At 71.2% G+C, this 21,447-nt stretch carries 14 protein-coding genes, 1 tRNA gene and 1 pseudogene; 4 read left to right on the forward strand and 12 right to left on the reverse strand.

Annotated features, from left to right (window positions below; translation table 11 throughout):
* Positions 1 to 93: 93 nt before the first annotated feature.
* Positions 94 to 1,410 carry an aspartate--tRNA(Asn) ligase gene (aspS, locus tag ACIF6F_RS16130; RefSeq protein WP_399946810.1) on the forward strand — a complete coding sequence of 439 codons (1,317 nt, stop codon included), beginning with the start codon at positions 94 to 96 and terminating at the stop codon, positions 1,408 to 1,410.
* 204 nt (positions 1,411 to 1,614) lie between these two features.
* Entirely contained in the window at positions 1,615 to 2,127 is a 513-nt protein-coding gene (locus ACIF6F_RS16135) for a hypothetical protein (protein WP_399946813.1), read from the forward strand.
* Between the two features lie 63 nt (positions 2,128 to 2,190).
* Here ACIF6F_RS16135 and ACIF6F_RS16140 read toward each other — a convergent pair.
* The 5 genes and pseudogenes from ACIF6F_RS16140 to ACIF6F_RS16160 form a co-directional block, all read right to left on the reverse strand.
* Positions 2,191 to 3,908: pseudogene (locus tag ACIF6F_RS16140) on the reverse strand (relaxase/mobilization nuclease domain-containing protein).
* 5 nt (positions 3,909 to 3,913) lie between these two features.
* Positions 3,914 to 4,465: a plasmid mobilization relaxosome protein MobC gene (gene mobC / locus ACIF6F_RS16145; protein ID WP_399946816.1), complete on the reverse strand. Its 552-nt coding sequence runs from the start codon at positions 4,463 to 4,465 to the stop codon at positions 3,914 to 3,916.
* Between the two features lie 472 nt (positions 4,466 to 4,937).
* Complete coding sequence (locus ACIF6F_RS16150; RefSeq protein WP_399946818.1) at positions 4,938 to 5,795, reverse strand: DUF2637 domain-containing protein; 858 nt, start codon at positions 5,793 to 5,795, stop codon at positions 4,938 to 4,940.
* 357 nt (positions 5,796 to 6,152) lie between these two features.
* Positions 6,153 to 7,439, reverse strand: coding sequence for a DUF3631 domain-containing protein (locus ACIF6F_RS16155; RefSeq protein WP_399946820.1), 1,287 nt, complete (start codon positions 7,437 to 7,439; stop codon positions 6,153 to 6,155).
* Positions 7,440 to 7,669: 230 nt separating this feature from the next.
* Entirely contained in the window at positions 7,670 to 7,864 is a 195-nt protein-coding gene (locus ACIF6F_RS16160; RefSeq protein WP_399947256.1) for a hypothetical protein, read from the reverse strand.
* A gap of 129 nt (positions 7,865 to 7,993) precedes the next feature.
* On the opposite strand from ACIF6F_RS16160, the gene ACIF6F_RS16165 reads away from it, so the two are divergent.
* Positions 7,994 to 8,674 (forward strand): helix-turn-helix domain-containing protein, encoded by a 681-nt coding sequence (locus ACIF6F_RS16165; RefSeq protein ID WP_399946822.1) that lies wholly within the window; start codon positions 7,994 to 7,996, stop codon positions 8,672 to 8,674.
* Entirely contained in the window at positions 8,671 to 10,272 is a 1,602-nt protein-coding gene (locus tag ACIF6F_RS16170; protein ID WP_399946825.1) for a tyrosine-type recombinase/integrase, read from the forward strand. Before ACIF6F_RS16165 ends, ACIF6F_RS16170 begins: the two co-directional genes overlap by 4 nt.
* A gap of 140 nt (positions 10,273 to 10,412) precedes the next feature.
* Here ACIF6F_RS16170 and ACIF6F_RS16175 read toward each other — a convergent pair whose 3' ends face one another.
* The 7 genes from ACIF6F_RS16175 to tmk all read right to left on the reverse strand — a co-directional run bounded on the left by ACIF6F_RS16175 (position 10,413) and on the right by tmk (position 21,392).
* The gene (locus ACIF6F_RS16175; protein ID WP_399946828.1) at positions 10,413 to 11,096 is read right to left on the reverse strand and encodes a hypothetical protein; all 684 of its coding nucleotides are present in this window, start codon (positions 11,094 to 11,096) and stop codon (positions 10,413 to 10,415) included.
* A gap of 31 nt (positions 11,097 to 11,127) precedes the next feature.
* The gene (locus ACIF6F_RS16180; protein ID WP_399946831.1) at positions 11,128 to 12,459 is read right to left on the reverse strand and encodes a hypothetical protein; all 1,332 of its coding nucleotides are present in this window, start codon (positions 12,457 to 12,459) and stop codon (positions 11,128 to 11,130) included.
* Positions 12,460 to 12,463: 4 nt separating this feature from the next.
* Positions 12,464 to 13,726 (reverse strand): hypothetical protein, encoded by a 1,263-nt coding sequence (locus ACIF6F_RS16185; RefSeq protein WP_399946833.1) that lies wholly within the window; start codon positions 13,724 to 13,726, stop codon positions 12,464 to 12,466.
* 478 nt (positions 13,727 to 14,204) lie between these two features.
* A tRNA-Thr gene (locus ACIF6F_RS16190) sits at positions 14,205 to 14,278 on the reverse strand.
* A gap of 111 nt (positions 14,279 to 14,389) precedes the next feature.
* Positions 14,390 to 15,958 carry an alpha/beta hydrolase gene (locus ACIF6F_RS16195; protein ID WP_399946836.1) on the reverse strand — a complete coding sequence of 523 codons (1,569 nt, stop codon included), beginning with the start codon at positions 15,956 to 15,958 and terminating at the stop codon, positions 14,390 to 14,392.
* Positions 15,959 to 16,346: 388 nt separating this feature from the next.
* Positions 16,347 to 17,558 carry a DNA polymerase III subunit delta' gene (locus ACIF6F_RS16200; RefSeq protein WP_399946839.1) on the reverse strand — a complete coding sequence of 404 codons (1,212 nt, stop codon included), beginning with the start codon at positions 17,556 to 17,558 and terminating at the stop codon, positions 16,347 to 16,349.
* Between the two features lie 531 nt (positions 17,559 to 18,089).
* Positions 18,090 to 21,392: a dTMP kinase gene (gene tmk, locus ACIF6F_RS16205; RefSeq protein ID WP_399946842.1), complete on the reverse strand. Its 3,303-nt coding sequence runs from the start codon at positions 21,390 to 21,392 to the stop codon at positions 18,090 to 18,092.
* Between the last annotated feature and the right edge of the window lie 55 nt (positions 21,393 to 21,447).

Below are 21,447 nucleotides of genomic sequence, written 5' to 3' on the forward strand. Positions count from 1 at the left end.
GCCCTCGGGTGGCGGCGAAAGTGCGGTGGTACCGCGAGTTCCCTTCTCGCCCGCACTCCCAAGGGATCATGACGACGCCCCTGGAGGGCTGCGATGATCCACACTACGAGCCGCATTCTGACCTCTGACCTACGCGGCCACATCGACCAGACCGTCTCTGTCTCCGGCTGGGTGAACGCACTCCGGCTGCAGCGCAAGATGCAGTTCGTGATCCTGCGCGACCACTCCGGCCTGGTCCAGGTGACCCACAAGCGCGACGGCGGCCCGCTGGAGGCCGTCCTCGAGTCCCTTACCCCGGAGTCCGCCGTCCGGATCACCGGGCGCGTCGTGGACGCGGCCCAGGTCAAGCTGGGCGGCTTGGAGGTCGTCCCCGAGTCGGTCGAGGTGCTGAACCTTGCGGAGACGCCGCTGCCGATCGACGAGCACACCGGGCCCGAGCACCGGCTGGACTGGCGGTTCCTCGACGTCCGCAAGCGGGAGACCGCGCAGCTGGTGTTCACCGTGCAGACGACCCTGGAGCAGGGGCTGCGCGAGTACGCCATGGAGCACGGCTGCACGGAGATGCACACCCCGAAGCTCATGGGAACCGCCTCGGAGTCCGGGGCGGAGGTATTCAAGCTCGGTTATTTCGACCGGTCGGCCTACCTGGCGCAGTCACCGCAGTTCTACAAGCAGACGGCGGTGGCCGCCGGCATCGACCGCGTCTTCGAGATCGGCCCCGTCTTCCGGGCCGAGCCGTCGTTCACCTCCCGGCACGCGACCGAGTTCACCGGCGTCGACGTGGAGCTGTCGTGGATCGACGACGTCAAGGACGTGATGGCCTTCGAGGAGCAGATGCTCGCCCACGCCATCGCCAAGGTCGCCGAGGTCCACGGGGAGCGGATCCGAGAGGTCTTCGGGGTCGAGGTGGCGGTACCGCAGCCTCCCTTCCCGCGGATCACGATGGCCGACGCACAGGAGGTCCTGCGGGCCAGCGGTTGGGACCCGGAGGGGCTGAAGGAGGACCTGGACCCGGACGGTGAACGTCGGATCGCCGCGCACATGAAGGAGCAGACCGGGCACGAGTTCGCGTTCATCACCCACTACCCGGCAAGCATCCGGCCCTTCTACCACATGCGCCCTGCGGACCGACCCGACCTGACGCTCAGCTTCGACCTGCTGTGGAAGGGCCTGGAGGTCACCACCGGGGCCCAGCGCGAGCACCGCTCCGACGTCCTGCTGAAGCAGGCAGAGGAGAAGGGCATGAGCACCGAGCCGATGCAGGACTACCTGAACATCTTCCGCTTCGGCTGCCCGCCCCACGGCGGCCTCGGCGCCGGCCTCGGCCGGATCCTCATGGTCATGCTCGGCCTGGACTCCATCCGCGAGGCTGCCTTCCTCTTCCGCGGACCGAACCGCCTGACCCCCTGACGGTGGTCGAAGTGTCGCTGCCCCGCAGCCGACCCGCTGGCGGGGCAGCGACAAGAGCGGGTCAGAAGCGTTAGGAGAGCCAGGCATTATCCGAGACTACATGGGAGTAACTGACATTAATCGATAGACATCACGCCTGTTGGTATGCCAGAGTCAGTCCTGCCGTGAGACGCCAGGACTGACGGACAGACCCGGGGAGGAACCATGAGGCAGGAAGCCCAGCAGCAATTCGTCTCGGTGCCCGTACCGAGCCAGTACGTCACGCAGGTTTACGCCTACCTTGCCGAGCTGACCGGAGCCACGGCCGTTACTCCACCTGTCTCCGCGGTTCCGTCGGTTGATTCGGCGGCGGACTCGCCGGACGGCGACACGCTCCCGGTCGTCGAGTGGACCGTAGAGGACTTCCGCAGACTGGCCATCGAACCGCTGGGCTCGGTGCAGACGGTCGTCCGCGTGCTCGACTTCCTGGCCGAGCAGCCCGACACGCGCGTGAGCTACACCTCGATCGCCAACCATCTGGGCATGGAGAAGAAGAGCCTGCAAGGCAACCTCTCGGCGTTCACTCGTGCCATACGCAAGCACTACAAGCGCCGCAACTGGCCGATGACGTGGGTGGAGGCGCTCACGAGCGAGCCGGGGCTGAAGTCGGAGTTCTTCTACACGATGAACGCATCGGTTGCCGAGCGTTGGATGAAGGCTCGCACTGCCCAGGGCTGACCTGAGTGAAGGAGCGGGGGAGTGAGATCAACTCACTCCCCCGCTGTCTTGTCTCCACTCTGGCTAACGACGAGGCCTACCGGACTGACTCGCAGACGGCGCAGGTGCCGTGGCTGTCGACGTGCTCGGGACCTGCTGGCGAGGGACTGTCGCGCCGTTGGCAGCAGTGCGGCGGCGGGCTGCTTCGGCGCGGAGGTTGGGGCTTGGGTTGCGGCTGGTGTGCTGGAGGCGGGTGATCAGAACACGGGCGGGCTGGCGGGCCGTGGCCAGTTCGCGCTGGGCTGCGGCCTCCTTGAGCAGCTGGTGGGGTTGGTGGCCTCGGGCCTCCGCGTCGGCCAGGAGGGCGGCGAGGGCGGGCCAGCTGGGGTCGGTGAGGATCCGGTCGGCGTGGCCTGGGACGGCGGCGCGTACGTCGTGGGCGAGGGTGCGGCGGGCTTCCCGCTTCGGTTGACGCTGTTCGAGTATGACGAGCGGGGGGTGAGGGCCTGGTCGGCGGCTGCCTGTAGGTGGTGGAGGGCTTGGCGGGCGGCGTCGGCTTGGTGGGCGTGGCCCTTGGCCTCGTGCCAGCGGTTGGCGATGATCCCGGCCCACAGAAGGGCGGCGAGGAGTGCGGCGAGGGCGCTGCCGTCGGGGCCGGTGGCGGTGTGGACGATGTCGCGGGCCGCGTGGCGGATGGCGTGGGCAGCGCGGTCCTTCGCCCGGATCTGGGAACGCTGGGCGCGTGCGAACACCTTGGATGCGGCCTGGAGTTCGGTGCGGAGGTGGGTGGGAGCCTTCTGGGCGGTGGCTTCGAGGAGTTCGCCGAGAGCGGTGATGTGCGCTTGGGCGTGGGTGTCGTCGGCGAGGTCAGTACGGAAGCTGTCGAGGGCTTCGGTGGCCTGGTGCCAGGCGGTGGTCGGACGGTTGCGGCGGGCGGTGGGGTGTTCCTCGGGCTTGCCGGCTTCGAGGCGGGCCTGGAGCTTCGGGAGGGTCAGGTCAGGGGCGATCTTCCCGCCGGGGTGGAAGATCTGTTCGCCGTCCTTGTTGAGGTCGCCGGGGCGGCCTGCGGCGTAGCCGAGGAGATCTCCGGAGGGGCCGCGTCGGGCCTTGATGGCGATGCCGTCGGCCTCGAGGTAGGCGAGGAGTTCCTCGGCGGTGCGGGCGTGGGGGATGGCGGCTCGGATGCGGTCCTGGAGCCATTCGCGGCTGGTGTGCTCCCAGCCGAGGCGCTGGGCCTTGTGCATCTCGGCCTGGGTGGGCGCGCGGGTGCCGGTTCGGTCGCCCTTCCTCAGGCGGCGCAGGCCGTAGTCCTTCTCGATCTGGCGGCAGGCGTCGCCGACGCGGATGCCGCTGTCGTGGAGCTTGGGGCGGCGGCCGTCCTCGCGGACGGTGGTGGCGAGGATGTGGATGTGGTCGTCGGCGTGGCGTACGGCGATCCAGCGGCAGGCCAGGTCGTCGCCTTCGGGGGCGATGCCGGCCGCGGCGACGATGCGCTGGGCGATCTCGCCCCACTCGGCGTCGGAGAGGTAGCGGTCTTCGGGGGCGGCGCGGACGGGGCAGTGCCAGACGTGGTCGGTGATCTTCTTGCCGAACTCGCTGTTGCGGAGGCGTACGGGTTCGTCGAGGTAGCGGGCGAGCTGGGTGAGGGTGGCGTTCTCGTCGCGGCCGGGGTCGGGCATGGCGAGCATGGCGAAGCCGGCCACGATGTGCGGGTCGGTGTGCTCGTCGTGGCGGCCGGGGCCGTAGAGGTAGGCGAGCAGACCACGGGTGTTGGCGCCGGAGGGCTTGATGGCGGCGATCACGGTGGTCAGACCTCCCTCGGGTCGGCGGGCTCGCGCAGGGCCTCGGCGATCACCGTGAGCAGGTCGTGGAGTTCGTCGAGGCGCTGGCGTATGCCGGGCGGGGTGAGATCGCTGTTCAGGGCGCGGGCGATCTGGTTGATGTTGACGCCGATGCGGTTGCACTGGCGGAGGACCTGGGCGCGGAAGACGTGGGTGCGGCGGCGGTCCTCGGACAGGGGGAGGTTGGCGGTGAACCGGCCGTCGATGAAGGCCAGGACGATGTCGGCGGCGAGGCCGGATTCGCCCTTGTAGTTGTGCTCGGCGGCGGCCTTGATCAGGCGGGCGCGCTCAGTGCGGGTGAAGCGCAGCGGGCCGACGCGGTCGGTGCGCTTGTTGCCGGTGAAGCGGCGGATCGTGGGCTGGACGCTCTGCACCGTCGGCTCGCCGGCGGCGGGCTGGGGGCTGCGTTCGGCACGGAGGATCTCGCGCTGGATGGCGTGGAGCTTGTCCTGGTCGGGGCCGCCCTCGGTCCCGAACCTCCGGTCCGGCGCCCCCTGGCGCTGGGCCGTCTCCGCCACCCCCGGGGCGGAGATCCCCGAAGGCCGGCTTTGAGTCGGACTCGGGGTACTACTGGCTCCGCCAGGGGCCGTCATCCCGAACGCGCGCCGCCAACGGTCGTTCTGCCACGGCTGTTTCCAGACCGGCGAGGGCGTGGAGTCGGGGTCGTTCGGGTCAAGCGTCACAGGGCGGTTCTCCGGTGTGGGGGTGGCTGGCATGTGCGGGGACAGGCGAGGCCGGCAGGCGGGCGCCAGCGGCGTTGGCACAAGTTGCGGCGCGCGGTCAGCGAGGAGATGACCGGAAGTCCGGCGGTCCCCGGAATACGACGGGTGGCTGGCCCGGTGCAGGGGACCGTGGAGTACGAATCGCGGTCTGGGGACCGGGACGGTGGTGTGGGGACGGAGGCTCTTCGGTGATCGCCGGGGACCGTGGCCGTCAGGCAGCCACGGTCCCCGTCCGGCCTTACCGGCGTTGACCTGCGGTGAATATCGGTCAGTGTCCGGGCGCGGCTCCGGTGAGAGCCTGCTGCCTGCGGAGGTCCACGAGCGCCTTCTTCACCTTCCCCAGGCGCTCGTTGCTGATCGAGTGGCCTGCGCCCTCGATGGCCTCCCGCATCTGCTTCAGCGTCGGCTTCCCGTCCAGCTTCTCGACAATCGGTAGGAAGTCCTCCACGTCACCGGTTGTCGGTCGGCCGACCTTCCGGGAGGGGACGGCGGGCAGGGCGACCTTGCGGGGACCGTCTTCCGGGTGCGACTCAGCGGCGGGCTCAACGCCGTTGTCACCGGAATCCTCCGGCTCCTCGCCCGTGGGTGCAGGCTGACGTCCGAAGGCTTGCCCAGCGTCGTACGGCAGCTGGGCAGCGATCGTCTCAGGGGAATGACGGTCGTCCGGGGGACGTGGGGCTGCGGGTTCGGCGACGTGCTGGTGGATCTGCCGCATCAGGGCACCGAAGGCCATGAGGGCGGCGGCTGGGGGGATGGCGGCGATCACGTAGTCCAGGAGCGGGACCTGGGTGGTGCCGCGTGTGCCGTAGACGCCGGCCACGTTCAGGGCGATGGAACCGAGGGAGCCGGTGGCAGTCAGGGCGATCGCCCACCAGTCGGTCACCCGGCGCAGGCTGGCGCGGAGCATCAGGAGCTCGCCGGAGACGATGAACGCGTCGAGGGTGGCGGGCCATGCCCACTGGCGTTCTGGGGCGTTGCCCAGGCCGTGGCGTCCGGCGACCTCGGCCAGGTGGGCGTACGAGAGCCAGAAGCCTGCGGCGGTCAGAGCGACGATCACGAATCCGGCGGCGGCCAGGACGTACCGCTCGGCCCGGACGGTTTTGTGCGTGGGGGCGGGTGTGGTCAAGCGGGTGCACTCCAAGGGCTGAGGTGTGGCCACCGGACTGGGTGGCTGTGGAGGGTGGGGACTCGTCCCACTCGTCCTGTCGCTGGTCAGGGCAGGTACGAGTGCTCGGCTGATGTCGGGTCGACTCGTTGCGCCCGTCCGATACCGCGTGCCGGGCGGTCGGTGAGACGAGTGGAGTACGAGTTGGTACGGGTGCCGACTCGCGCGTCTTGGGGGCCGCTTTGCGGGCGGTTGCACGCCTTGGACGGCAGGTTTCACCAGGTCAGCAGGCCGGTGATGTCGAGTCGACTCGTTGCGCCTCCCCCACCCGTCCCCGAGCTGACCTGCGCGGGGACGAGTGGGACGAGACGTGGAGGGTCAGGCGCCGGTGGTGGGCAGGGCCTCTGCGACGGGATTCTCCGGCGGGCAGTACCGGGTCCAGGCGTCGGTGAACTGCGCAGGGGTGAAACCCTTGGCCTGGTTGCCGTCGGGGAAGCGGCGGTTGCCCGAGCCGATGCCGTAGTCGTCGAGCAGGATCTGCAGGCCGCGCGCGGTGAGCCCCTTGGGGCTGTGCTCGGACCACGGTGCCTCTGGGTCGGCGTTGAGGAGGTCCAGCAAGTGGGTGGTCCGCAGCGCGGGCGGATTGCCCACGCTGGCGAAGGCTTTCCGGATGTCGGTCAGGATGCGGATCTTCAGTCCGCCGTCCTGGTCCCGGCCGGACTCGTAGTCCGTCATGGCCTTGCACGCCGTACGGGCGATCATCGGCCAGCGTCCGCCCGCGAGGTCGGCGACGCTGATCAGCGGCTCCCAGGTGTCGGCGGCGCGGTCGTCGACCGGGAGCTTGGGCTCCAGCGCGATGGCCTCGTCGCGGACGCTGGCCAGCCAGGCCGCCAGCCGCTCGCGCAGTGCCCTGACCTTCAGGTCGTCGCGGCCGTAGCGCCAGGAGGCGACCTTCTCGCCGCTGGCGCGGCGGCGCATGCGGATGACCACGGACCGGTCCATGATCGTGTCGGGCAGGTCACCGATGCCGGCCAGGGCGGCCATGGCGAAGGTGGAGAACTTCTGGACGTCGTGGTTCGGGCCCGAGACGCGCAGGGTGGGGCGGTTGCGCTGATGTCCCGCGTTGAGCAGGCCGCGCATCTCCTCGTTCTTCTCCGCGACCTTCGCCGACCCGAAGATCGTGTCGACCTCGTCCACCAGCAGCGTGGGCGGGTTGCCCTCGCTGATCGAGCGGAAGATCGCTGCCGCGGAGGCGTTGACCGTGATCAGCGGGTCGTGGACCGCCTCGATCAGCACCTCCAGCAGCCGCGACTTCCCGCACCGCCTCGCCGGTCCGACCACCGCCAGGCGCGGGGCGTGCTGCCACACCGTCTGGAGGTGGGTGGCCGCCGCCCACAGCGTGGCGGCGGCCAGGGCCTCCTCACTGGGCATCACTACGTACCGGCGGATCGTGGCGCGCAGCTCGTCCAGGATCGCCTCCCCTTCCGGCGCGGGGATCGACGGCACGGCCGGGGGCACGGCCACCTCAGCAGGGCCTTCGACGGCCGAGTCGAGGTTCTCGTCCTGTGCGTCGTGCAGTTGGGCACCGGGCTGGCCGGGGATCGCGACCGGAGGCCAAATCGTCTTGGCGGGTGCGCCAGGGGGCGTGGCTGTCGTAGGTTCCAAGGGGCAGCTCCTTCTCGTGTGGCCGCGTGCGTGCTGGCCACTCGGGTTGACCGTGTGATCGCGGGTGGGGATGTTGCCGGGGCCTCCGACGTTGGCGCGTCGGGGGCTCACTCGTTTTCCGTGAGCCCTTGGAGGAGCCGGGCGACGACGAACAGTACGTTCGGCCCCTGGCACAGTCCAGCGTTTCTGTGTCAGCTCCGCGCAGAATGGTCTGCCACCTTTTCTCGCCCTCAAGCGGCCAGTCCCAGCAGGTTCACCAGGTCCGCGGTCACCACGCGGTACGCCTTGCCCAGCCGCAGGACCTTGCACGGGTACTCGCCCCGCTTGGCCAGCTCATAGCCCTTGCTTCGCCCCAGACCCAGCGCCCGGTTGCTGGTGTCCAGATCAATGGCCGCCGGCAGGGCCAGCACCTCCTCCCGGCTCATCCCCTTCGCCTGGCCTACGTTCCCGATATCGCGCACGCGGCGCTCCTCTCTTCACAGCCCATGGCGAACACGTCCTCGCGTCCGTCTCCTGGCCTCGAATACCTAGTGTGAAAAAGCTAATGTGTCTCCATGACACAAACTCGTTTCGATGATGGAGATGAGGACGACGTTCCCGAATGGGCCGACCGGGTCATGGCCGACGTGGCCCGTGAAGTCCGGCGGCGGAGGAAGGAGATGAAGTGGACCGCGCAGAAGCTGGCCGACCGGTGCGAGGAGATCGGGTATCCGATCCCCCGTAACGTCATCGCCAACATGGAGTCCGGGCGGCGGGTGGTGCTGCCGTTGGTCGAGGTGATGGTGCTGGCCAAGGCCCTGAACACGCATCCGATCCACCTGATCTACCCCGTCGGGTACGTGGAAGTGGTCCAGAAACTCCCGCTCACCTCCCTGGTGGATCCCGGAGAAGCCATGTGCTGGTTCGCCGACCTGGACCAGACATTCACCGCTGGCCCGAGCAACCACTCGATGCTTCATGACCACCTCGCCCATCGCGCGGCCCTGGCCGAAGCCTTGAACGCGCTCAAGGGTGAGGCCCGTCAGCGAGAGGTCGCCGCGAAGGCTGCCGATGACACCGAACGCGCTCAAGCCCTGCGCGCCCAGGCCGACTTCGCTGAACAGGCGGCACGCGCCAAGTACCAGCTCCGCAATGTGCGCAGGAAGATCTATACGAAGGGCGGGATCTTGCCCGACCTTCCGACCACGCTCACCGACGTCGACCCTGACGAAGGCTACGAAAGGAAGACCGTTTGAAGGGCTCCACCTACCGTCGCTGCTCCTGCCGCGACCCCAAGACCGGTAAGGAACTCGGCACTTCCTGCCCCAAGCGCAACAGCAGGAACCACTGCACCTACTCCATACGCCAGGAGCTGCCTTTCCGCGAGGACGGCAGCCGGCGTTCGTTCGCCCGTGGCGGGTACACCAACGTCAAGGCGGCACAGGCCGACCTCGACCACGTACGCGCTCTCCTCGGGCTCGCCAAGGCCGACGACCCCGAAGGAATCCAGCTCGTCGCCGAGATGCTGGCGGAGGTCAGCGGCGAGAAGCTGCCCCTGCCCGACGTGGAGGAGACCCGCCGACGCCTCAAGGCCGGCCAGGACCTCGTCGGAAGTCTGACCGTGGCCGAGTGGCTGGACCGGTGGCTGGCGGGCAAGCGGATCCGGAAGTCGGGCATCAGCCGGTACGAGACCGACATCCGCGTGCACCTCAAGCCGCACATCGGGCACCGGCGTCTCGACCGGCTGCGTGTCAGCCACCTGAGCGAGATGTTCACGGCCATCGCCGACGGCAACGCGGAGGTCCTGGAGCAGAACGCTCAGCGGCGCGCGGCCGTAGAGGAGTTGGCGACGATCCCGTGGAAGGGGGCCGAGAACCGTGCTCGCCGGAAAGCGCTGAAGGAGGCGATTGACGCGATGCCGGCCTTCCGACGGGTGACCGGCCCTGCCACGCGCCAGCATGTGAAGGCCACGCTCCGCGCGTCCCTGAACGACGCGATCGGGCAGCAGATCATCACGTTCAACCCGGCGGCCCACGTCGAAATCGATCCCGTGCGCAAGCCGAAGGCACTGGTGTGGACGGACGAGCGGGTCGCCAAGTGGGAACAGACCGGCGAGAAGCCCTCCCCGGTGATGGTCTGGACACCGGAACAGACCGGTGCCTTCCTCGACTTCGTCGCTGGCGACCGTCTGTACGCGATGTGGCACCTGATCGCGTTCCGCGGGCTGCGGCGTGGAGAGGCGTGCGGGCAGCCCTGGTCGGAGACCAACCTCGACCGGCACTCCCTCACCGTGACCGGGCAGCTCGTCCAGGACGGGTGGGAGGTCGAGGCGTCCGAGCCGAAGACGGACAGCGGCTTCCGCGTGGTTGCGCTCGATGACGACACTGTCGGCGTCCTGGAGCGGCACCGCAAGCAGCAGGAAGCCGACCGCTTGGAGTGGGGGTCGGCCTGGGTGAACACCGGGCTCGTCTTCACCCAGGAGGACGGCTCCTGGCTGCATCCGGGCAAGGTGACCGATCTCTTCGAGCGGCTCGTCGCGGCCTCCGGGCTGCCGCCGATCCGGCTGCACGACCTCCGGCACGGCGCGGCCACGCTCATGCTGGCGGCCGACATCGACATCAAGATCGTGTCGGACACGCTCGGGCACAGCGACACTCGGATCACGCGCGACATCTACCAGAGCGTGCTCCCCCACGTCGGCAAGAGCGCCGCCGAGGCCACCGCCAAGCTGGTTCCCCTCCAGCGCAAGGCCGAGCAGGCCCGCAAGGCTGCCAAGGTGGCGAAGAAGGCCGAGAAGGCGAAGGCCAAGCAAAAGAAGAAGGCCAAGGCCAAGAAGGCCGCGAAGAAGGACTGACGGCCGCTCCGCTCACGCAAACAAGCCTGCGGCGGCGCAGCCGTGCGCCCAGCCACGCCCAAGCAACAGAAAGGCCAGGTCCAGATGGCCTTTGACCTGGCCTTCCCCGAGCCGCTTTCGGGATGGCCCGAAACCCTTGCCTACGTCAGCATCATCGCTCCTGACGCTTCGTCGTCCCAGTCGAGACCGAACCGGTATGGAGCACCAAGGTTGCGCAGTTTCTCCCCTCGCTGAGTGATGAGGTGCCTTACATCCCCGGCCAGAACATCGCGCACGCCCGACCATGCCTCGCTCGGGACAGCAGGAGCCACAGGTACATTCCTCCGCAGCTCAGCCTCGGCGGCGTCTCCTCGATCATGCGTCCACCGGCCATCCTGCTGCCATTTGATCCACCGGGAAATTCGGATTGCGTTCTTCAGCGAGGCCACGTTGTACCGGTATCCGAGTTGCTTCAGGCAGTAGTCCAGCGCATCGACTGTCATGGGCTCTTCCGCCGCCAGTAGAACCAGCCGGCTCACCCCCTCCAGACTCCGTGGACCAGGCAAGGGGCCGTGCCGGTACAGACCGTATGTTCCCTGCCCGGCCCAGCAGAAGCGCTGGTCGGGTGCGAGCACTGCGGTGGCACTCGGGACTGCGATCTCACATCCGTAATCAAGCTGGGCAAGGCGGACGAAGTCGCGGACGTGGAGAGGTGAACGGACCGAGCAGGCGATCGCGTACATGATCTCCAAACGGCTGGCCCAGCGCGGTCCGCCGCATCCGCAGCGCTTCTTCTCCCAGGGCGACAGGCGGTCTCCGCATACCCGGCAGGCGTCCGTCGTCACGTCGGCTCTCCACGGCACGGCCATAACCGGCTCATCCCTCGCTCCAGTCGAGGGTCATGGACACCGGTCCCGTCACGACGGGGCCGATGTCCTCGTCGGTGTCCGGCCCCACCGCGTCCAGGTAACGCATAACGTCCTGCTCGCCGATGGTTACCAGGTTGTCCCCCGACGCGGCCTCGATGAGACCATGCGCCTTGCGCAGCACGTCACGCGGCTTGCGGTTAGACCGGCTGAACAGCGCCGCCACCGCATCCATAGTGAACGGGTACACGTCGCCGCGCGGCCGGTCGTCGCTCTTGCGAGCGGCGGCGAGGTACTTGGAGAGGAGCTTGACGGCCGAGTCGAGGTCGCGCAGCGCCGGCAGAACGACGATCCGGTGCTTGTTCGCCTCCGAGACCTCGAACGTCGGCAGGTCCGCCAGTTCCCAGGCCGTACCGATGGTGAGCGCCGCCCGGGGGTGCATGGTGACGACGATGCTGAGCATGTCGGCCATCGGCAGCGTTTCGAGGATGATGTCGCGGAAGCGTTCGGTTTCGAGATCGCGCTTGGCCTTCGCCGTGGTGGTGCTCGCAAGATCCTCCAGCTGGTCACAGCACAGCAGGACGTGCTTCATGCCCGCGGCCGCCGCGAAGAGGAGGAACGTGGCGAGGTACACGGCGCCGTTCCGGGTCCGCGAAGCGGGCTTGACCTTGTCCAGGTAATCCTGGGCTACCGTCGGATCGGCGTCGCACAGGGCCAGGATGAGCTTGTCGTCCGGCGGTCCCAGGGTGCGGCCCCGCAGGTCTCGATGCTGCTCGACCACGATCTTGGCCAGGCTCTGCGGATCGTCGGTCGCGGTCCGGGCAACGAGCGCCTCGCGCAGGCGCTGCACGAGCGTGGGGCCTGCGTCGTCCACGCGAAAGTCCGTCGCGTACTCCACGGCGGTGAAGAGAGCGGCGCTCAGGGACCGGATCTGGGCGGTGTCGAAACTCGTCAGCAGCCCGCAGATCGGCTCCTCGGCGGCGTCCTCCTCGTCGAGCCCGCAGCTCAGATACGCGGCGTGGCCGAAGTCCTCGTTGAGGCTGCCCGTCAGGTGCTGCATGAGCACGGACTTTCCGAAGCCGCGGGCGTCTGAGTCCCCCGGCCCGGTTCCTGTCGACCACAGGTAGCCGAACCGGAGTCCGGAGAAGGCCGCCCCGAGCACGAACTTCTCGACTGCCTCTTCGAGTTTGTCCGCGTTTACGTCGGGCTCGTAGAGCAGTCCATTCTCGCGGAGGTCGGCGCCGCCCAGGCGGGCGATGCCGGTGGTCGGGAAGGGGTTGTTGCGCAGCCCCCATTGCCTCTTCAGCCAGACGGGGCCCGCACTGCGGGTGGAGGCGGTCATTGGGTCAGGTCTCCTCGGTGGTGGTCGAAGGGGTGAGGCGGGCGGAGGCTTCCGGAGCAACGCTGATGACGTTGAACACGCGCCGGAGCCCGCTCGCGCTGGGAATGATCAGGGGCTTGGTCGAGGCGGGGGCGCCCCGCATCGATGCCTGATCGAGGTGAATGCGCAGGCCGAGTCCGGGGTGCTCGCCAGCAAGGGCTTCGCGCAGCGCCCGGTCGAACTCGTCGTCGCTGATCCGCTGCTTCCAGCAGACGGCCGCACGGAGCTGCCAAACCGGCAGGTACATGCCGCCGGCCGCGTCGGAACGCTGCTCGCGCCAGACTGCCCAAAGGGTGTCCAGGGCGGCCCGGCGTACCTCTTTGCCGACTCGTCGCCTGATCTCGACGGAAGCGTCACTCCCCGTGACCAGAGCAGTGGACCAGAGCCGCATCGCCGACGGCCCCGGCGCGTAGTAGCTGAAGTTGGCCAGCCCCAGGAACCGCGTCCACCTGCGCAGCAGCTCAAGGCTGATGTAGTCCAGGGGACAGCCAGCCGCACTGAACACCAGCCGGGACATGGCCTCCTCACAAGTGGTGGCGAACTGCTTCCGGCTGAGCTCCTTCTGCCTGGCACGCGCCCGTTCCTCGATCCGGCGGACGTAGCCGCGGACACCCTCGCTGATGGCCTCGGGCGAGGCAACCCAACCGAGCGCGCCCTGAGCCACCGCCTCCGTGGCGAAGTCGACGAAGGCGTCGAGATACGCCGCGTTGGACCGGTACCCGGAGGTACTGAACCTGAGGAGCGGAATTGTCAGATGCTCAGCCTTACTGTCCGGCCGGGCCCCCAGCAGACGCAGGAAGCCCTCGAACTGCGGATGCGTGGAGAGCAGCACACCAGTGAGTGCGTTGTACGCCGCACGCCGGTCGCTGGCGACCAGCGCCGCCCACCTCTCACCCGCCGAGGTGAGGGTGAACACCGAATCGGCGTGGGCGTAGGCAGAGCTGGGCCCAGAGGGAAGGATGTGCTTCTCGACCCAGCCGAGCCGCATGAGTTCCTTGAGGACGTCGACGGTGTTGTGGACATGCTTCTTCGTGTCCGCCCTTGTCAGCTCCCATTTCCTGGCGGAGTACGAGCCGTCGGTGTCCCCGTCCCGTGCCGCCGCGGCGGCACGATCGACAAGGGCACGACGGACCTGCTCGAATGTCGCCCCCCGTGCGACATTGCCGAGGGCGACCTCGATGTAGGTGAGGTCCTGCAGCCGCGGAATGCCCACTCCCCCGACGCTCATCGTTGCGCTCCGTGGAGCACAGCTGCTGGGAGACGGGGCCGTGCCGGCGACTGATGTCCCGGCCACACCCTTGGGGGCGTGAAGCAGATGAGGCGCATCAATGCTCCGATGACGAGAGTGGCGTGGTGGATGACCCCACTGTCACCGCAACCGGCTCGCACAACAAGGGAGTTATTGATGCTTGCGTCCTCATGGGGCATGAGAGCCGGAACATTCTTATATGAGGGCAAGGTCAGCCGACGTGACCGCCTTCCAGAGCAACACTGTGAGTGAACGGCGGCCCCGCACCGAACTGAGATCACCACGCCGAGCGGCCGGGCGGCGGCGAGCGCCCGGCGCCCCAGAGGCGAGCCTCGGCGGAGACCCGCTCACGCATCGCTCACGCACGCAAACCTGCGGCACCCCAGCCGCAGAGCCGACCATGCGCCGGGCAACAGAAAAGGCCAGGTCAGACGATGTCTGACCTGGCCTTTCTCTGAGCCGCCTTCGGGATTCGAACCCGAGACCTACGCATTACGAGTGCGTTGCTCTGGCCAACTGAGCTAAGGCGGCAAGCTGCGAAGAAAACTTCCCCGGAGGGAGATTCGCATCAGCAGCGGCGCCAAGTCTACAGGGTTATCCGGGGTGCCTCGCACCAGGTGGCCTGGAGGGCTGTCCGGGCGGTCAGCAGCGCTTGCCGTCCTTGGGCGGGGCACCTTCCAGGAGGTAGCGGTTGATCGTGCTGTCGATGCAGTCGCTGCCGCGCCCGTACGCCGTGTGGCCGTCCCCGTCGTAGGTGAGCAGCACGCCCGAGTCGAGCTGGCCGGCCAGGGCCTGCGCCCACTTGTAGGGGGTGGCCGGGTCGCGCGTCGTGCCGACGACCACGATCGGGGCGGCGCCCTTCGCCTCCAGGCGGTGCGGGGTGCCGGTGGCCTTGACGGGCCAGTACGCGCAGTTCAGGGAGGCCCAGGCGAGGCCGGGGCCGAAGACCGGCGAGGCCTTCTCGAAGGAGGGCAGGGCCGCCTGCACGTCCTGCGGGCCGCGGAAGGCGGGCGGGAGGTCGAGGCAGTTCACGGCGGCGTTCGCGAACATCAGGTTCTGGTAGGTGCCGTCCGCCTCCCGCTCGTAGTAGCTGTCGGCCAGCGCCAGCAGTCCGGCGCCGTCGCCGTTCATGGCGTCGGTGATGGCCTGGCGCAGCTGCGGCCAGGCGCTCTCGTCGTACATGGCGGCGATCACGCCCGTCGTGGCGAGCGACTCGCCGAGGGTGCGGGGCTCGCCGGTGCCGACCGGCTGGGCGTCGAGCTTGCGGAAGAAGTCCTTGAGCCGACGGCCCATCTCGTCCGGGTTTCCCTGCCCGAGAGGGCAGTCCGGCTGGGCCGCGCAGTCCTTCGCGAAGGACCGGAAGGCCGTCTCGAAGCCCTCCGTCTGATCGCGGTTGAGGTCCACCGCGGGCCGGGACGGGTCCATCGCGCCGTCGAGGACGAGGCGGCCGGCGCGGGAGGGGAAGAGGTCGGCGTACGTCGCGCCGAGGAAGGTGCCGTAGGAGGCGCCGACGTAGTTCAGCTTCTCGTCGCCGAGCACGGCGCGCAGCACGTCCATGTCGCGGGCGGCCTCTACCGTCGACACGTGGGGCAACACGGTGCCGGAGCGCTGCGCGCAGCCCTGCGCGAACTTCTTGAAGGCCTCGACCAGCGCCGCCTGCTCGGCCGGGCTGTCCGGGCTCTGGTCCACCTGCGTGTACGCGTCCATGGCCGGGCCGGTCAGGCACTCGACCGGCGCGCTGCGGGCCACGCCGCGCGGGTCGACGGCGACCATGTCGTACCGGGCGCGGACCGGGGCGGGGTAGCCGATGCCCGCGTACGCCTGGAGGTAGCCGATCGCGGAGCCGCCGGGGCCGCCGGGGTTGACCAGCAGGGAGCCGAGGCGCTTGCCGGGGCCGGTCGCCTTCTTGCGGGCCACCGCGAGCTCGATGTCCTTGCCGCCCTGGGAGGCGGGGCGGGCGTAGTCCAGCGGGGCCTTCATGGTGGCGCACTCGAAGCCGGGGACGCCGCAGGCCCGCCACGTCAGCTTCTGCCGGTAGTACGGGGCGAGCGCGGCCGGGGTGGCGGCGGGGTCGGCGCCCGTGGTGGCCGCCCGGCCGGGCCCGGAGGCGGCGGCGCCCGGCGCGGAGCCGCCCGTGGTGCAGCCGGACAGGAACAGTCCGGCCGCCGCGATCACGGTCCCGGTGGTACGCAGCACGCGCCTGGTGTCCATCCCCGGAGCGTAGCCCGCACGGCCTGCGGGGGCCGATTCCCGGCCCGTACGAGTGAATCCGGACGCGGGACGGTGCCGGGGCGCTCCCGCGGGGGGCGGTCCCGGGGGGACGGGACCGTCGGCGGCCGGCCGGGCCCGCGGGCGCGGACGGACAGGGCCCGGTCCCAGGCGCCGCCCCGGGGCGGGGGCCGGTCCCGGGCTGGACCGGGGCCGTCGGCGGCCGGCCGGCCGGCCGGGATAGCGGGCGCGGACGAGCACGGTCATGCGGGCCACTCGGCAGCCGGGCTCCGGCCGGTGCGGCTGCCACCGCGGCCCGGGGCCGGGGGCGGCGGGGGCCGGTCGGCCCCGGGCCGGGGGCGGCGGGGGCCGGTCGGCGCCGGGCCAGGGGTCAGCCCGCGCGCAGGGCCATCGTCATCGCCTCGACCGCCAGCAGGGGCGCCACGTTCCGGTCGAGGGCGTCGCGGCACGCGATGATCGCGTCGATGCGGCGCAGCGTCCGCTCGGGGCCCGAGGCCCGGGCGATGCGCTCCAGGTCCTGCCGTACGTCCTCGTTGGCCAGCGGCAGGGCGGAGCCGAGCTGGAGGGCCAGGACGTCGCGGTAGAAGCCGGTCAGGTCGGTGAGGGCGAGGTCGAGGCTGTCGCGCTGGGTGCGGGTCCGGCGGCGCTTCTGCTTCTCCTCCAGCTCCTTCATGACGCCGGCCGTGCCGCGCGGCATCCGCCCGCCCGTCCCGGCGGCGGCGCCCATCGCGGCGCGCAGCTCCTCGGTCTCCTTGGTGTCGACCTCCTCGGCCACCTGCTTGGCGTCCTCGGCGGCGGCGTCCACCAGCTGCTGGGCGGCCTTGAGGCAGGCGCCCACGTCGTCCACCCGGAGCGGCAGCTTCAGGACCGTGGCCCGGCGCTCGCGGGCCGCCTCGTCGGTGGCGAGCCGGCGGGCGCGGTCGACGTGGCCCTGGGTGGCCCGGGCGGCGGCCAGGGCGACCGGCGGCTCGACGCCGTCCCGCCGCACGAGCATGTCGGCGACCGCGTCGACGCGGGGCGTGCTGAGGTTGAGGTGGCGGCAGCGGGAGCGGATGGTGGGCAGCACGTCCTCCACGGAGGGCGAGCACAGCAGCCAGACCGTGCGGGGCGCGGGCTCCTCCACGGCCTTGAGGACGGCGTTGGCCGACTTCTCGTTCAGCCGCTCGGCGTCCTCGACGAGGATCACCTGCCAGCGGCCGGTAGCCGGGGAGGTGTAGGACTTGCGGACCGTGTCCCGCATGTCGTCGACCAGGATCTGGCTGCCGACCGCGACGACCGTGGAGACGTCCGCGTGCGTGCCGACCATGGTGGTGTGGCAGCCGTCGCAGAACCCGCAGCCGGGTGCGGCGCCCAGCGCGCGGTCCGGGCTGGTGCACTGGAGGGCGGCGGCGAAGGCACGGGCGGTGGCGGCCCGGCCGGATCCGGGCGGGCCGGTGAAGAGCCAGGCGTGCGTCATCTTGGAGGCGGTGGGTGCGGGGGCACCGCTCCCGGCGGCGGTCACCAGGGCGTCGGCGTCCCGCGCGGCCGCCTCCAGCTGCGCCGTGACGCGCTCCTGACCCACGAGGTCATCCCATACGCCCATGCGCCCGTCCTTTCATGCCGCCCCCATTGTGTCCCCTGCCACCGACAGTCCCCGCCCGCCGTTCCCCGCCGCAGGGGGAGTCCGGCCCGCCGCGCCGGGCCGGGGCGCTGCCGTTGCCCGGCGGGACGGGTGCGTACCCGGTCCGCGGAAGCCGTGATCTTCCCCGACCCCGCCCTTCCACCGTTCCTCCCCGGCTGCCGCCAGGGTCCCGTCCCGGGCCGGCCACACGGCCTGCCCGGCCGGTGCCGGTCCGCTGGACCGGGGGTGGGCGGGGTCACGCCCGTCGGTCCGGCGGCCGCGCGTCTTCCGGCCACCCGGACGGCAGCCCACCGGGCGAACGATCACCGCTCGGACGGACCCGGCACGGCCGGGCCCCGGGGCGACAGCCCGTAGGCAACGAACGGCCACGGGCCACCTGCCCCACGAACACCACCCGGCAGGACCCGCTCGCGTCAGCGGCCCGTGAGCTGACCACCACTGCGGCAGCCCCCGCGGCCGGCGGGCCCGGCCGCGTGAAGCCGTGGCGCCGGTTCAGCGGCGGCGACCCCGGCGCGGGGTGTCGTCCTCGTCGTCGTCCGGGTGGGAGCCCAGGAGTTCGTCGGCCAGGGTCGGCAGGTCGTCCAGCGGGGTCTCCTCCGCCCAGTCCGGGCGCGGACGGCGCGGCCGGCCGGTGGCGTCGACCTGCGGCAGCTCGCGCGTCCGGTCGTTCTCGCCGGTCGGCGCACCGCCCTGCGGGACCTCGTCGCGGAAGATGCCGGGCGGCACCCGGTCCACCGGGTCCGTGGCCCGTACGGGCGGCAGCACGGCCGTCTCGTCCACACCGCGGTCCTCCCGGACGGGAGGCAGCACCGACGTCTCGTCCTCGGCACGGGCCTCGCGTACCGGCGGCAGGAGCGCGGTCTCGTCCTCCGCCCGGGCGTCGCGCACGGGCGGCAGCACCGCCGTCTCGTCCACCCGGCGGTCCTCCCGGACCGGGGGCAGCAGCGACGTCTCGTCCTCCGCGCCCGGCACCTTCGGCACCGGGACGGTCTGGGTGACCTCCTCCGGGCCGACGACCGGCGTCTCGACGGTCACGGCCTCGTCCGGAGCCACCCGGGACGGGGCCTCCGCCTTGGTCATCGCCACCTTCGGAACCGCCCGCCCGGCGTCGCGGCCGGCGGCGACGGACGCCGCCGAAGCCGCGGCGGCGTCCGCAGCCGCCTTCGCCGCCGCCGCGGCGGCCGCCGCCTCCGCCAGCCGGCGCGCCTCCTCGGCCTTCACCAGGGCTTCCTCGGCCCGCCGCTGCCTTTCGCGGCGCCGTTCCTCGGCCTCGGCCCGCAGCCGGGCCTCCTCCTCGGCAGCCAGCCGCAGGCGCTCGGCCTCGGCCGCGCGCGCCTTCTCCTCCGCCTCGCGGCGGGCCCGCTCCTCCACCGCGGCCCTGCGCGCCGCCTCGGCCTCGGCTTCGGCCTCGGCGCGCAGCCGGGCCTCCTCCGCATGCCGTGCGGCCTCCGCCTCGGCGGCCCGGCGCGCGGCTTCTTCCTCCGCGGCCTTCCGGGCGGCCTCTTCCTCCGCCGCCTTGCGCGCGGCCTCCTCTTCCGCGGCCCTGCGCGCCGCCTCCGCCTCGGCGGCCTTCCGCGCCGCTTCCTCCTCGGCCGCCTTGCGGGCGGCCTCCTCGGCAGCCCGGCGGGCCTCCTCCCGGGCCTGTACCTCCGCCTCGGACAGCGGCAGCATCCGGTCCAGCCGGTGCCGTACGACCGTGGTCACCGACTCCGGGTCCTGGCCGGCGTCCACCACCAGGTAGCGACCCGGATCGGCGGCGGCCAGCGTCAGGAAGCCCGAGCGCACCCGCTGGTGGAACTCCGCGGGCTCCGACTCCAGCCGGTCCGGCGCCTCGGTGAACCGCTCGCGCGCGGTCTCCGGCGACACGTCCAGCAGGACGGTCAGGTTCGGTACGAGCCCGGTCGTCGCCCAGCGCGAGATACGGGCGATCTCCGTCGGCGACAGGTCGCGCCCGGCGCCCTGGTAGGCCACCGAGGAGTCGATGTACCGGTCGGTGATGACGACGGCACCGCGCTCCAGGGCGGGCCGCACCACGGTGTCCACGTGCTCCGCCCGGTCGGCGGCGTACAGCAGGGCCTCGGCGCGGTTCGACAGACCGGCGGACGACACGTCCAGCAGGATCGACCGCAGCCGCTTGCCGATGGGGGTCGCGCCGGGCTCGCGCGTGACGACCACCTCGTGGCCCTTGCCGCGGATCCACTCCGCGAGGGCGTTGACCTGCGTGGACTTGCCGGCGCCGTCGCCGCCCTCCAGGGCGATGAAGAAGCCAGTCGTGGCCGGCGCCTGGGACGGCTCGCCGCCGACCAGCGCCTCCTTGATGTCACGCCGCAGCGGTACGCCGGACCGGTCGTCCGCCCGTGCCAGCACGATCACCGCGACCGGCAGCAGCAGCGCACCGGCCAGCATCAGCCCGAACGCCGCGCCGCCGTGCGCGAAGACGAAGGCGCCGCTGGCCAGCCGGTGGGGGCCGATGGCGGCGGCGAAGAGGGGCGCGCCGACCGCGCCGAGGGCCACGGCCACGCGCACCACCGCGTGCAGGTGGGCGGTGATGCGGGCGCGGCGGAACTCCTCGGTCTCCTGGTCGAGCAGGATGTGCCCGGTGTTGGCGGCGACGCCCGCGCCGGTACCGGCGACCAGCGCCAGGAACAGCACCGTCGCCGTGTCCGGGACCAGCCCCATCACCAGCATGGCGAGCCCGGTCAGCGCTATCGCGAGGGCCAGCAGGCGGCGGCGCGACAGCCCCGGCAGCACCTTGTTGGCCTGGCTGGCCCGGATGCCGGCGACGGTACCGCCGGTCAGGGCCAGCACGAGCAGCGCGTATGCCACCGGACCGCCGCCGAGGTCGTCGGCGTGCAGCGCGGCCAGGGCGACCGCGCAGGACACGGCCCCCGCGACGGCCGCGCAGGCCAGCACGAGCAGCGGAACGGCGCCGGTGCGGCCCTTCTCGGGACGGTTCCCGGCGGCCGGGCGGCGCAGGCCCTCCAGCGGGGAGCGGGGGCGCGGGGTCTTGGTGTCCGGCAGGACCAGCGGGAGCAGCAGCGAGACGGAGGCGGCGAAGAGCCCGGCGGCCACGTACGACCCGAGGGCGGCCGGGTTCTCGGCGAACCACTCGATTCCGATGCCCAGCGCCCGCCCGACCAGCCCGGCCACGACCAGCGCGGCGGCGGCGATGGGCAGCGCGACGAAGCCCGTGCGGAGGGACAGCCGGCGCAGCGCGTCGAGGTGGTCCGGCAGCGGGCGCACCGTCGCGCCCTCCGGCGGCGGGGCGGGCAGCAGGGCGGGGGCGGCGCTCTCCTTGGCGAGCGTCCACAGCCGCTCCGCGACACCCGAGACGAACGTCGTGACCAGCAGGAACGTCAGCGCCTGGGCCGGCACCCAGGCCAGCCACAGCGGCGCGACGACGAACAGCGCGATCCGGAACCCGTCGGCACCGAGCATCGTCCAGCGGCGGTCGAGGCGGCCGCCGGAGGCGGTGAGCCTGGCCAGCGGGCCGAGCAGCACGGCGCCGCAGAGCAGCGTGGCGAAGATCCGTACCCCGAAGACGGCGGCGACGGCGAGGGCCGCACCGCGGTAGCCGCCGCCGAAGGAGTCCTCGGAGACGGCGGCCTGGAAGGCGAGCAGCACCAGCACGAGCACCGCGAGGGCGTCGCCGGTCCCGCTGACGAGCTGGGCGCTCCACAGCCGCCGCAGCGCCGGTGTACGCAGCAGCGCGCGCACGGCTCGCTCACGTGAGTCTGCGGCTAGGGCTTCGTCGTAGGTGGGGTTCACGACCGTTGGCTGCTCGGCTCGCGTCATCCGCCCAGCCTATCCGCTGCGCTCGGCTGTACGTTTCCCGCGCGCACTTCCGGGC

This window comes from Streptomyces sp. NPDC086023, from assembly GCF_044540325.1.
GTDB lineage: Bacteria > Actinomycetota > Actinomycetes > Streptomycetales > Streptomycetaceae > Streptomyces.